This window comes from Mycobacterium sp. 050128, from assembly GCF_036409155.1.
In the GTDB taxonomy this organism is placed as follows: Bacteria; Actinomycetota; Actinomycetes; order Mycobacteriales; family Mycobacteriaceae; genus Mycobacterium.
In genome coordinates this window covers 1000677-1013450 of sequence record NZ_JAZGLW010000001.1, presented here as the reverse complement: position 1 = coordinate 1013450, position 12774 = coordinate 1000677, and the positions used below count along the sequence as shown (strand labels likewise).

Genomic DNA, 12774 nt, shown 5'->3' with positions numbered 1-12774 from the left:
GTCTATTTTTGTGGCGTGAGCAGCCCCTCGCGATACGCGCAATTGTCCCGCGACGAGCTGGTCGTTCTGCTTCCCGAACTCTTACTGATCGGGCAGCTGATCGACCGGTCCGGAATGGCCTGGTGCATTTCCTCGTTCGGCCGCGAGGAGATGGTGCAGATCGCCATCGAGGAGTGGGCGGGCGCCAGCCCGATCTATACCCGGCGCATGCAGGAGGCGCTGAATTACGTGGGCAACGACGTGCCCACCATCTTCAAGGGCCTGCAGCTCGACATCGGTGCCCCACCGCAATTCATGGACTTCCGCTACACCGTGCACGACCGGTGGCACGGTGAATTCCACCTCGACCACTGCGGCGCGCTGCTCGACGTGGAACCGATGGGCGAGCAGTACGTGTTCGGGATGTGCCACACCATCGAGGATCCGACTTTCGACGCGACCGCCGTGGCGACCAACGCCCGGGCTCAGGTGCGCCCCATCCACCGCCCGCCGCGGACGCCGGCGGGCCGGCACCCCCACTGCGCGTGGACCGTCGTCATCGACGAGTCCTATCCAGAGGTGCAAGGCATTCCCGCCCTGGACATCGTTCGCCAAACGCGAGCCGCGACATGGAAACTCGATCCCATCGACACCGCGGACGAGGGGCAGGCGGATTACTCGGGTCCGCTGCTCTCCGATTTCGACTTCGCCGCCTTCTCGCATTCGGCGTTGGTCCGGATGGCCGACGAGGTCTGCCTGCAGATGCATCTGCTCTATCTTTCCTTTGCGATCGCGGTGCGGGCACGCGCCGCCGACGAGGCCGAGGCCATCGGGGTGTGCACTCGCGGCCTGACCGGTATCGCGGGCCTGGCCGCCGAACGAATTCACCGCGCGCTCAACTCCCCCGCAAGCGGGAGCGACCCCCGTCCCGGCGGCATTGAAGGAGTACGCCGCGTCCTCGAGCTGCACCCGCTGCTGAACCCGATGGGCTACGTTGCCGCAGAACTGGAATCGAACCGGCTGCACGTCCACCCGTCTCCGGCCCATGACGACGGTGCCTGGATCTCGTTGTGTTCGCCGGAATCCGCGCAGCCGCTGCAGGCGATCGCCACGGCGATCGATCCGCGCCTCGAAGTGCGAGTTAGCGGAACTGCCAATGACTGGACGGCCGAGCTGATCGAAACCGACACTGACGGCGCGGAACTGCCAGAGGTTTCGGTGGTCAGGGTCAGTGGCGGAGCGACGTTCCAGTTCGAGTCGAGGCGTTCGCTGCCGCTGACCGTGGTCTGACGCCCAGCTCTTTGTCAAGGGGTTTTTAGTACCACTTCGGTGACACAACCGCATCGGGGCGATACCAATGGCATTGCAAGCCATCGGCTTTGCGCGTGTCGGCGACTATCGTTAACGCTGGCCACCGACCCCTATAGACGAAAGTATTCGCTCTATGTACGACCCACTTGGGTTGTCGATCGGAACCACGAACCTGGTCGCAGCGCGTGACGGAAACCAGCCGGTTTCACGTCGAGCGGTACTAACGTTGTACCCGCACTGCGCACCGAAAGTTGGTCTACCCGAAGAGAACCCGCAGCTCACAGAGCCCGGCATGTTGATGAGCGGGTTCGTCGACCGCGTCGGCGACTCGGTGGCACTGGTGTCCGTCGATGGCTCTGCTCACGACCCCGACCTCTTGATGGTCGAAGCACTCGACGCGATGGTGTCAGAGGCCGGCGCGGATGCCGGCTCTTCGGAGATCTCTATCGCTGTTCCGTCACGATGGAAACCGGGGACCGTACAAGCATTACGCAACGGGCTACGCACGCATCTGGGCTTTGTGCGAAGCGGTATGGCACCGCGCCTGGTTTCGGACGCGATCGCATCGTTGACCGCGGCGAACGCCGAGCTGTGCCTTGCCGCAACCGGTGTCGTCGGATTGCTCGACTTCGGCGGCTCAGGCACGTCGGCCACCCTGATAGACCTCGCGGGCGACTTCAAACCGGTCAGCGACACAATGCGTTACACCGACTTCTCTGGTGACGAGATCGACGCGGCCTTATTGCTCTGCGTGTTCGAGGAACTGGGACACGGCAGCGGTATCGATCCGGCCAGCACCGCCGCGGTCGGGCAGCTCGCCCGGCTGCGCGAGCAGTGCCGTACCGCCAAGGAGCAGCTATCCACGGAACGCACAACGGAATTCGCGGCCGAGCTGGGTGGACGCCGGGCCACCATGAAGTTCACCCGCGACGAGCTGGGTGACCTGATCCAGGACCGGCTCACCGGACTCATCTACGCGTTCGACGACATGCTGTGTCGACACCGCAAGGGCTGGAACGACCTTTCCGCGGTGATCACTGTTGGTGGTGGCGCCTGCATTCCGCTTGTCAACGAACGCCTTTCGGTGCACAGCCGCCGACCGGTCATGTCGCCGGCGCAGCCCGCATTCGCCGCCGCCGCCGGCGCGCTGCTGCTGGCCGCCCGCGGCGAGGAACTCGACCTACGCACCCGCACGTCGATCAGTTTGCTTACTGCGGCGTCGGGCAACGACATCATCGAACTGCCCGCCGGCGACCTGTTGGTGATCGACGAGGAAGCGCTCACCGACCGCGAGTTGGCTTGGTCGCAAACCGAATACCCCGGTGACATCCGGGTGCCCTACACACCCGAGGCGTTCGACGAAGACAGCAACCCGGGCGGCTGGTCGATGCGGTTGAACGTGATCGAGCCGCCCCGGGAACGGGCGTGGCGCCGGGTTCGGCTGTCGCAGTTGGTCGTCGGGATGTTCGCACTAGTGGCCATGACCGCGATCGGCGGCGTGGCGTACACCTTGACCGGGATCGAAAACCGCCAGGCGCCGCCGGTGCCCTCCGCCGTCCCGGTGCCGCTGCCGCCGGCCAGCACCCTGGTGCCCAGTCCCGCCCCACCCACAGCGGTGCCGCCGCCGCCCACCGCTGCGCCGGTGCCCAGCTCGGTGCCGCCTCCGCCGCCACCGCCGGAACCTGCGCCGTCGCCCGAGCCTCCGCCCGTCGTGGTGACCACGGCGCCGCCGCCGGTGCACACCACGCACCGTCCGCCGCCGCCGCCGCAGACGACTCAGACTTCTCAGCCCGCGCCGCCGCCCACGACGGAGATGACGACACCGACCACCGAGCCTCCACCGCCGCCCACGTCGACGCCGCCCACCACGACGACGGTGCCGATGACCACGCAGTGGATCCACGTTCCGCTGCTGCCGGTGCCGATCCCGATCCAGGTGCCGGCCAGTCAGGCACCGGCGAACCCGGCTCCGCAGTACCCGGCTCAGCAATATCCCGGGCAGTATCCGGGCGGTGGCTACGGGGGCGGTTATCCCCCCAGCGGTGGCGGGTACTCGCAGAACCCGTTCCTGGGCCCGGGCTATTAGCGGTGGGATTCGGCTGGGAGCAAACTCCGTGGCGCATCACCGCGCGGGAGCGCACACTGGGCACTAACGCTACGAGCGGCTAGGAGGTCACGTGGGCGAGCATGGTCCATTCGGGTTTGATCCCGAAGAGTTCGATCGGGTGATCAGGGAAGGCAGCGAGGGACTGCGCGACGTGTTCGAGCGGATCGGCAGGTTTGCTGCTGCTCCGGGCGCCCGCAGCGGTTTTTCGGCGTTCTTCGACGACCTGTCACGGCGGCCCCGGTACGAGCCGGAAACCGCAGGCGAGGCCGGCGACGGCGTCTGGGCGATTTACACCGTGGACGCCGCGGGCGACGCGCGCGTCGAACAGGTGTATGCGAGTGAGCTCGACGCGCTGCGGGCCAACAAGAACAACGTCGACCCCAAGCGCAAGGTGCGCTTCCTGCCGTACGGTATCGCGGTCAGCGTCCTCGACGACGACGCGGAAGAGCAAACATAGTCTGCCGATTTCCGGGCGTTTCCACTAACAGGGATTCCGCCTAGGGTTTCAGACGTGACGCCACCATCGCCGGTGTGCCAGGTGTGCGGCTCGCAGCCGCGTCAGGGTGCGCGTTTCTGTGATGCTTGCGGCAGTCCACTGGCGCCGGCCGCCGAGCCCGCCGAGTACAAACAGGTCACCGTTCTGTTCGCCGACGTGGTGCGCTCGATGGACATCGCCGCGGCATTGGGTCCCGAGCGGTTGCGCGAGGTGATGACCGAGCTCGTCGATCAGTCGGCGACCGTGATCCAGCGTTATGAAGGCACCGTCGACAAGTTCACCGGCGACGGCATCATGGCTCTGTTCGGCGCCCCAATCACCTTGGAGGACCATGCTTTTCGTGCCTGCCTTGCGGCGCTGGAGATCCAGGATGCGGTCCGAGCGCTGGCGGTCGAGCTGGGCCGCCGCGATGGAATCGACCTGCGCTTGCGCGTCGGGTTGAATTCCGGCCAGGTGATCGCCGGCGAGGTCGGCGCGACTCATCTCGGCTACACCGCGGTGGGCGAACAGGTGGGAATGGCTCAGCGAATGGAAACGGTGGCGCCACCCGGCGGCATCATGCTCAGCGAATCCACCGCGCGGCTCGTCGAGGATCGTGCGGTGCTGGGCGAGCCCGAAACCGTGCACGTCAAGGGTTTCGCCACCGCCGTGCCGGCCCGGCGCCTGCTTAGTGTCGATGCCGTCCGTCGCAAGCCCCGTCACCAATCCCGTCTGGTTGGACGCCAAAGCGAGAAGGACGCCGTCGCGGAGTTGCTGGACCAGGCCACCCGCGGTGCGGGATCCGTGATCACGGTGACCGGCCGGCCGGGCGTGGGCAAGACCAGGCTGATGCGTGAGGCTGTGGCGACGGCACGTAGCGGCGGGTTCGAGGTGTCGGTCACCTACTGCGAATCCCATACCCGCGAGATTCCGTTCCACGTGATCTCCCGCCTGCTGCGCAGGGTCTTCGGTCTGGGCGGGCTCACCCTCGAGGTGGCGCGGGCGCGGGTGCGCGCCGAAATACCCGAGGCGAACAACGAGGACCTGGTGCTGCTCGACGATCTGCTCGGCATCCGCGACCCCGACATGCCCTGCCCGGACATCACCCCGGATGCGCGGCGCCGCCGGCTCGTCGACCTGATCAACACGATTTCGCTGGCGCGGCCCGACTCCGCGCTCTACGTCATCGACGATGCCCAGTGGATCGACGGCGTCAGCGAATCGCTGCTCACCGAATTCGCGGCGGCGGTACCCGGCATGCGCGCGGTGCTGCTCGTCGTCTATCGGCCCGAATACTCGGGGCCGCTGTCGCGGATCCCGGGCGCTCATCCGTTTTCACTTGCACCACTGGGTGATTCGCACATCAACGAATTGATCAACGAGCTGCTGGGGACCGACCCTTCGGTGGCCGGATTGCCGACGGTGATCGCCGACCGGGCGGCCGGCCTGCCGTTCGCCGCCGAGGAGATCGTGCGTGACCTCGCCGAGCGAGGCGAGCTCGAGGGTGCGCCCGGAGCCTACGTGTGCGTGCGCGAAGTGCGCGAAATCCATGTTCCGGCAAGCCTGCAGGGCATTATCGGGGCGCGCATCGATCGGCTCGACGCCACGGCGAAGCGCACGCTGCACGCCGCGGCCGTCATCGGCGCGCAGTTCGACACCGAATTGCTGAAATGTCTGTTGGGCGCGGTCGACGTGGCGCCCTTGGTCCAGGCGTCACTGGTCGAGCAGGTCGGCTTCACACCGCACGAGACGTACGCCTTCTGTCATCCCCTGATTCAGGCGGTGGCATACGAATCCCAGTTGAAAGCCGACAGAGCCGAATTGCATCGACGGGTGGCGGCCGTATTGCAGCGCAGCTACGGCGAATTCACCGGTCAGGAGGCCTCGATCGTCGCCACGCAGTACGCGGCCGCCGGGGATTTGCGTGAGGCTTACGAGTGGTACATGCAGGCCGGGACGTGGTACGGCGGGCGGGATATCCGCGCGGCCCGGGCCAGTTGGCAACAGGCGCAACGATTCGCCGACCGGCTCCCGCACGATCACCCCGACCGGCTGGCCACGCGCATCGCCCCGCGAGCCCTGCTGTGCGGCAGCGTGTTTCAGGTGGGTGGCACGCCCGATGAGACCGGATTCGATGAATTGCGGGCGCTGACCACGCAGGCGGGTGACAAGAGGTCATTGGCCGTCGGCATGGCGGGCCACCTCACTACACTGACGTTCAACTCCCAGCATCGGGAAGCGGCCGCCATGGCGATGGAGTTCGCCACGCTCGTCGAGTCGATCGGCGACCCGGCGATGACGGCCGGCCTATTCTATGCGGCCGCCCAGGCCAAGTGGGAGGTCGGCGAGGCGACCGAATGCCTGCAGCTCGCGCAACGGATCATCGACGTCGCACACGGCGATCCCACCATGGGCAACTTCGTGATCGGCTCCCCGCTGGCCTGGGCGATCACGTTAAAGGGCGCGGCCGGAATGTTTTTGGGCCGGCAAGGCTGGCGACAGGACCTCGAGGAGGGCATCGCGATGGCCCGCTCGTTCGACCCGACCACCCACCCGTTCGCGCAGTTGTACAAGTATGCGGCCGCGGTCCAGAACGGCGGGGTGCTGCCCACTGCCGAAGACGTGGCGCAGACGGCCGAGTCGCTGGAAATCGCCCAACGCTCCGGCGACACCGCCGCATTGGCGTACGCACTGGTCAATCGCGCTAACGCGCTGATCCACTGCAACGACGAAAACGCGGGGGAGGGCTTCGAATATCTGGCCAAGGCTCGCGAGATGCTCGTCGACGAGAAGCTGATCGTGGCGATTCGCCGCATGACTGACGCCGAAATCGCCCGTGGCCGTGCGCGATCCGGCGATCTCGATGGCGCGATCGACCTGGTGTCCCGGATTCTCAACGCGCAGTTCGACGCCGGGACGATGATGTTCCGGGCACCCGCCACGACCGTGCTTGTCGAGACACTGCTAGCGCGCGCCGGCCCAGGCGATGTCGAGGCAGCGCAGCGCGCGATCGACCGACTCGAGGACGTCGCGACCGAGCCGGGCTTCGTGCTGCACGAAATTCCGGTGCTGCGGCTGCGGGCAATGCTGGCCCGAGTCCGTGGCGACGAGACCGGCTATCGGCAGCTCCTGCAACGCTTTCGGGCCAGGGCGCATGACGTCGGATTCGAGGGCTACGTGGCGCTGGCCGACGCGATGGCCGCGGACTGACCCGTCACCCCTGCGCGACGACGTTGTCGACCCCGGAGTTGGAGACCTTCGGGGCGCCCGAGTGGAACGTCACCTGGTTGTTCATCCCGGACGCTTCGATGGTGTCGGAGGAATCGACGGTGACCGAGTTCTTCATGCCGGACACCGACAGGCTCGCACAGTGGCCGGTGATCACGATCGTGTTGTTGATCCCGCTGACCGTAACCACGTTGTCGTTGCACGCGATCGTCTTGTTCTCGTCGATGCCGGATACGTCGAGCGGCGCGCCCTGCGGCGGCAGCGGCAATGTCGAGGGACCCGAACTGCGGGTCGGGCTCGTCGCGCTGGTCGACGGCCGGGGACTGCGGGTCGTGCGGGGTGACGTCGTCGCCGGCGTGGTCGTCACCTCCGACGAGATGATCGACCGGACAGTGGAAAGCTGGTGCGCGGCAAAGGCTGCGATGACGCCCGCGAGCACCAGCACGCCGATGACGATGATGGTGCCGACGATCCACCACATGCGATTGCCCGAGGATTTCGGCGAGGACCCGCCGTAGGGGCTGCTGTACCCATACATGGGTGGTGGCGGCGGCGCCCCGCCGTAGGACGGCGGTGGCACCGGGCCCGGGGGCGGTGGCGGGTAGGCCTGGCCCTGCGCTGCGCCGCCCAATTCGGAAGCGCGCGCGGTCTCAGCCAGCGGGCGCTCCAGGTCCCGGATCCGCTTTTCCGGGTCGTCCTGCGATTCCATGGGACAGATGCTCCCACCAGACCGCGTCTCATAGGAAGTTTCGGCTTCAATCGGTAGTTTCAGCACCGTGCCCGACATGCCGAATCGCCAGATCCTCCTTCGTCGTCGCCCGACCGGGCTGGTTGCGCCCGACGACACCGAGCTGATCACCCGGCCGGCACCCGAACCCGGCGACGGTGAGGCGCTGGTCCGAACCACCTACGTCGGGCTCGACGCGGCCGTCCGGACCTGGCTGAACGACCAGCCGGGCTACCTGCCGCCGGTGCAGCTCGGCGAGGTGATCCGGGCGGCCGGCATCGGCGAAGTCGTCGCGTCGCGGTGCGACGCCTACGCCGTCGGCGACGTGATCACCACGCTGACCGGGTTTCAGGAGTACGTGATCATTCGCGACGATCTGTTCAGCACGCCCATTCCCGGCGAGGACGATCAGCTCGCGATCATGTCGGTGTACGGCCCGACCGGGGCCACCGCCTACTTCGGCATGACCGACATCGGTAAGCCCAAGGCCGGTGAGACGGTGGTGGTCTCGGCGGCGGCGGGTGCCACCGGATCGGTGGCCGGGCAGATCGCCAAGATCGCCGGCGCCCGGGTGGTGGGCATCGCCGGCGGGCCGGAGAAGTGCCGCGCCGTGGTCGAGGACTTCGGCTTCGACGCCTGCATCGACTACAAAAACGACGACGTGCCCGCCGCGCTCAAGCAGCATTGCCCGAAACGCGTCGACGTCTATTTCGACAATGTCGGTGGACCGATCCTCGACGCGGTGCTCGGCCGGCTCGCCAACAACGCGCGCGTCGTGCTCTGCGGCGTCATCTCCAGCTACCTGACCGGGGAGCACCCGGGTCCCGCGAACTATGTGAACCTACTGTCGAAGACCGCGCTGATGCAGGGCTTCAACGCCCTCGACCAATGGGGCCGCTTCGACGAAGCCTTTGCCGCACTGCGTCAATGGGAGGCCGAAGGCCGACTCAACCACCGCGAGACCATCTTTGAGGGCATCGAGTCGTGCGTTGACGCCCTCAACGGGTTGTTCACCGGAGCCAACATCGGCAAGACGCTGGTCAAGATCAGCGAGCCGGGATCCGGCTAAGGGCGCGACGGCGACTGTGCATATAGCGCTTGAGTGTGCGCCCACGGCGTCTTCGCCCGGTGTGTCGCCGCCCTGCGCGCACACCCAACGCCGTGGGCGCACATTCGCCCCGCCCGCTAGTCCTCGCCGAGAACGCGGTGCAGCGTTTTCTTGGCCTCGCGCACGGCTTCCAGCACCTTGGTCCGGGCCTCGGCGAGCTTTTCCTTCTGCTCGTCGGTGCCGGTCCAGGTGATCGTTCGGGCCAGCCCGGCGATCTCGACCAGTTCCCTGCGGATCTTGAAGGCGTCGCCGAACTTGGCCGCCCGCCCCAGGAAAGCGTGAGCGGTCTCGCTGCTGACGCCGCGCCAGGCCAGCAGGTTGTTGCCGAGCTCGGTCAGGGTCGCGACGCCGTTGTCGACGGTCACCACGCCGCGGCCGGCGAGCAGGCCGATGGCAAGCTCGGCCACGTCCTGCGGAGGGGTGAATGCTCCCTCGGTCGCCTCGGTCACCCGCTGCACGATTTGCGCGGCATCAGCCGGCCCGTCGAGCAATAACGCCGCGGTGACGAAAGCCGCGTGCTTGAGCGGTGGGCGGCCACCGCCCGGGCCGAAGCCGCCGCCGAAGCCGGGGCCGCCATGACCCTCGCCGTGCTTGCCCCAGCCGCCACCGAAACCGCCGAAACCGCCTGGGCCACCGCCGAAACCGCCGGGTCCGCCGAAGCCAGGCCCACCAAAGCCGCCAAAAAATCCACCAGACATCCTTGTCTTCCTTCCGTATTGGAGTATCAATCTCCTTGATACCACCCGCAGCGACAATGTCAACAAAGTTGATGGTTCGGTGCGATGAACGATGCGGCGCATGTCAGCATGTGAAGCATGAGTGCATGCCACGACGAGCCGCTGGGGTTTCTGCTATACCGCGTGGTGTCGTCGTTACGACCCCAGATGGCGGCCGAGCTCACGCCGCTCGGGCTGGGCCTGCCCGAATTCGTATGCATGCGCATTTTGTCCGAGCGCCCCGGACTCACCAGCGCCGAGCTCGCCCGCGGTACCCACGTCTCCGCACAGGCAGCCAACCAAGTGCTACGCGCGCTCGAGGAACGCGGTGCGCTGAGCCGCCGGGCGGGGATCCCCACCGGCCGGGCGATGCCGGCCCAGCTGACGCGGCGCGGGAAGGCGCTTTTGAAGCGCGCCGAGGCCGCGGTCCAACGGGCCGAAGAGCGAATCTTGACGCGGCTCACCCCTGAGCAGCAAAGCCAGCTCAAAGAACTGCTTCATGCTGCGGGCACCGCTGGCACCGAAAGTGCCAGCTAAGGATCGTCGCGCGATGATGCTGCTGGCCGGATTCGGAGCGCTACCTACCCGGCGGAAATGCTGGTCGACTGGGCGCGTGTCTTCCAAGTCCCGGGTGCGGGATGCACGCCATCGGCGCGCATGGTTGTATAACACCGTTTGCGGGAGTTGGCCGGGGGGACCGTGCCGAGTCGGAGCTCCGGCTTCTAACGATGGGTGGTAGTACAGATGGATCGTCGCCACATGTTGATGACGACAGGGCTCGGCATGCTGGCAGCGGCCGCATCGATGCCTCTCCCCGAAGCACTGGCGTCCCCGGCGGCGCCGGCCGCACCGGCCGCCGGTCCGGGTGGGCCCTATCTCTTCTCCGACGAGTTCGACGGCCCGGCCGGCTCGGCTCCGGACCCGGGCAAGTGGACGATCCAGACCTGGCAGGACGACGTCTACCCACCGGTCGCGGGGATCTACCGCGACGACCGGCAAAACGTGTTCCAGGACGGGCACTCCAACCTGGTGCTGCGCGCCACTCACGATTTCCTGGCCAACACCTACTACAGCGGCAAACTGCGCGGCAACTGGCGCGGGATGATCAACACCACCTGGGAAGCCAAGATCAAGCTGGATTGTCTGACCCCCGGCCTGTGGCCGTCGTTCTGGACGGTCAACGAGGACCCGCTGCCCGACGGCGAGGTCGACATCTTCGAGTGGTACGGAAACGGCGAATGGGCCCCGGGTACCACCGTGCACGCGGCATCCAACGGAAAGACCTGGGAAGGCAAATCGATCCCCGGCCTGGTCGACGGTGACTGGCACACCTGGCGGATGCGTTGGGACGACAAGGGATTCGCGTTCGCCCGCGACGGCGCCGAGTACTTCAAGGTTCCCCCCAAGCCGATCCACGTCGCCGGCAACCCGCCGGAAGACATGCGCTGGCCGTTCAACAATCCTGGCTACTGGATGACGCCGATGTTCACGCTGGCGGTCGGTGGCGTCGGTGCCGGCGATCCCGCCGGCGGGGTCTTCCCGGCGTCCATGCTGATCGACTACATCCGCGTCTGGTGATCACCGCGTCGCTTTGAACACCTGAACGAGGTTGAACTGCCAGCGCTCGACGAGCCGGAATCCCAGGTCGTGCGGGACCGCGAACGCGGGCGTCGCGCCATAGCGCGGGCCGGGCGGCAACGCCGAACCCTCCTCGTGGGCGGGCATCGACTCGTCGGCCTGGGTGATGATCCACACCATCCGGCACTGGCCGAGCGGCGTGACGACGACCTCCGGGATGAGGTTGGTATCAAAGACATCCCGGCGATCGGTGGCCCGTTGCCACAGCGTGAGGTCGATTAGCTTGCGGTAGGCGTCCGGGCGCGCCGCCATCAAGGGACGCATCGGTGCAGGCATAAACGTCACAGTGTCGTTAATCAGCAGGCAATCACCCGGCGCCGCCTTGGCGGTGATCAGATCCGCTACCTGGCTGTAGTCCATGCCGTACTTGGCATACGGGTTATGTTGCACCCATAGGTAATTCGGTGCCGCCGCGACCGCGAAAAGGGTGACGATAGCGGGCGCCACCCATGGTTTGGCCGCCAATGCGCCAATGCAGACGCCGAGGACCAACGCGATCGCCGGCGCGGTGAAGCACAGGTACCGCGGCGTGTAGATCGGGTGCACCAGCGCCGACCACACCACGATCAGCGTGGTCGGTATCAGCAGCCAGGTGCCCGCCAAGGTCAGCAACTGCCGTTCTGCCGCAACGAGTTTCACCGATGTCCACCGCCATACGGCAACGGCTGTCACAACCACCAGAGCCGACAGCGCCGCGAATGGTGGACTCCGCTCGAAGTACTGCTGAACCGCCACGTCCTCGATCGTGCGGTGCCCGATCGGTGCGACCCAACTGATCTGATGCACCTGCCCCGCGGCCACGACCAGAAACGGTGCCACGGCACCACTCGCCAGAGCCGACGTGACGACGAAGGAGACGACGACGGTTCGCTTGCGCAGGAACGCGCAGACGAACGCCAAGTGTACCGGCAACAGCAGCACCAAATACACATCGAGCACGACCGAAACCGCTTGGGCTACACCGTAAGCCACCCAGATCCGGGCGCTGCTGCGGCGCGTCGCGTAGACGAACAGCACGGTCAGCCACACCGCGGCCATCATCGACATGGCGTACGGGCGAGCCTCGATGCCGGCCCACGTCGACCGCGGCAGGATCCCGCAGATCACCCCGGCGGCCAGTGCCACGGTGCGAGAGGAAAACTGGTTGCCCAGCAACACGACTCCGGCCGCAGCGCCTCCGACAGCCAGACCGCTTGGCGCGCGCGACCAGAACTCGGTCGGCGCGAAAATCTGGAACCACCCGTGCATCAGCAGGTAGTACAGGCCGTGCACGGCGTCGACGTTGCCCAGCATCTGCCACAGCTGAGCGAGGGAACGGCTGTATGCCGCCGAAATCGTCGCGGCCTCGTCGTACCAGAACGAGGGACGGCCGGCGCCGACAAGACTTACCGCGGTGGCCAGTACGCCGACGATCAGCGGGTCCAGCACGCGACGCCCTGACACACCGTTATGGTGCCAGAAGCAAACCCGGGCTCTCCCCGGGCG

General features: G+C 66.8%; 10 protein-coding genes. 7 read left to right on the top strand and 3 right to left on the bottom strand.

Features of this window, described 5'->3' with window-relative positions:
- Window positions 1-15: 15 nt before the first annotated feature.
- The 4 genes from SKC41_RS04945 (at window position 16) to SKC41_RS04930 (ending at window position 7082) form a co-directional block, all read left to right on the top strand.
- Window positions 16-1269, top strand: coding sequence for a hypothetical protein (locus SKC41_RS04945; RefSeq protein WP_330976596.1), 1254 nt, complete (start codon window positions 16-18; stop codon window positions 1267-1269).
- A gap of 154 nt (window positions 1270-1423) precedes the next feature.
- Window positions 1424-3376 (top strand): Hsp70 family protein, encoded by a 1953-nt coding sequence (locus tag SKC41_RS04940; RefSeq protein ID WP_330976595.1) that lies wholly within the window; start codon window positions 1424-1426, stop codon window positions 3374-3376.
- Between the two features lie 91 nt (window positions 3377-3467).
- Window positions 3468-3854: a hypothetical protein gene (locus tag SKC41_RS04935; protein WP_330976594.1), complete on the top strand. Its 387-nt coding sequence runs from the start codon at window positions 3468-3470 to the stop codon at window positions 3852-3854.
- 54 nt (window positions 3855-3908) lie between these two features.
- The gene (locus SKC41_RS04930; RefSeq protein WP_330976593.1) at window positions 3909-7082 is read left to right on the top strand and encodes an adenylate/guanylate cyclase domain-containing protein; all 3174 of its coding nucleotides are present in this window, start codon (window positions 3909-3911) and stop codon (window positions 7080-7082) included.
- A 4-nt stretch (window positions 7083-7086) separates the two neighbouring features.
- Here the strand turns inward: SKC41_RS04930 and SKC41_RS04925 are convergent, their stop codons facing one another.
- Complete coding sequence (locus SKC41_RS04925) at window positions 7087-7809, bottom strand: DUF3060 domain-containing protein (RefSeq protein WP_330976592.1); 723 nt, start codon at window positions 7807-7809, stop codon at window positions 7087-7089.
- Window positions 7810-7876: 67 nt separating this feature from the next.
- On the opposite strand from SKC41_RS04925, the gene SKC41_RS04920 reads away from it, so the two are divergent.
- Window positions 7877-8896, top strand: coding sequence for an NADP-dependent oxidoreductase (locus SKC41_RS04920; RefSeq protein ID WP_330976591.1), 1020 nt, complete (start codon window positions 7877-7879; stop codon window positions 8894-8896).
- 116 nt (window positions 8897-9012) lie between these two features.
- On the opposite strand, the gene SKC41_RS04915 is transcribed toward SKC41_RS04920, so the two are convergent.
- Window positions 9013-9633, bottom strand: coding sequence for a hypothetical protein (locus SKC41_RS04915; RefSeq protein WP_330976590.1), 621 nt, complete (start codon window positions 9631-9633; stop codon window positions 9013-9015).
- Window positions 9634-9750: 117 nt separating this feature from the next.
- Here SKC41_RS04915 and SKC41_RS04910 point away from each other — a divergent pair, with 117 nt between their 5' ends.
- Both SKC41_RS04910 and SKC41_RS04905 read left to right on the top strand, forming a co-directional pair.
- On the top strand, window positions 9751-10188 hold the full coding sequence (locus tag SKC41_RS04910) for a MarR family winged helix-turn-helix transcriptional regulator (protein WP_330976589.1): 438 nt from the start codon (window positions 9751-9753) through the stop codon (window positions 10186-10188).
- Between the two features lie 207 nt (window positions 10189-10395).
- A complete protein-coding gene (locus tag SKC41_RS04905; RefSeq protein ID WP_330976588.1) occupies window positions 10396-11229 on the top strand; it encodes a glycoside hydrolase family 16 protein in 834 nt (277 codons plus the stop codon).
- Here SKC41_RS04905 and SKC41_RS04900 read toward each other — a convergent pair whose 3' ends face one another.
- Window positions 11230-12732 carry a glycosyltransferase family 39 protein gene (locus SKC41_RS04900; protein ID WP_330976587.1) on the bottom strand — a complete coding sequence of 501 codons (1503 nt, stop codon included), beginning with the start codon at window positions 12730-12732 and terminating at the stop codon, window positions 11230-11232.
- Window positions 12733-12774 lie beyond the last annotated feature (42 nt).

Coding starts and splice junctions, on each gene's coding strand:
- SKC41_RS04940 (WP_330976595.1), top strand. CDS start 1,424: ATGTACGACCCACTTGGGTTGTCGATCGGAACCACGAACCTGGTCGCA.
- SKC41_RS04925 (WP_330976592.1), bottom strand. CDS start 7,809: ATGGAATCGCAGGACGACCCGGAAAAGCGGATCCGGGACCTGGAGCGC.
- SKC41_RS04915 (WP_330976590.1), bottom strand. CDS start 9,633: ATGTCTGGTGGATTTTTTGGCGGCTTTGGTGGGCCTGGCTTCGGCGGA.
- SKC41_RS04910 (WP_330976589.1), top strand. CDS start 9,751: ATGAGTGCATGCCACGACGAGCCGCTGGGGTTTCTGCTATACCGCGTG.
- SKC41_RS04905 (WP_330976588.1), top strand. CDS start 10,396: ATGGATCGTCGCCACATGTTGATGACGACAGGGCTCGGCATGCTGGCA.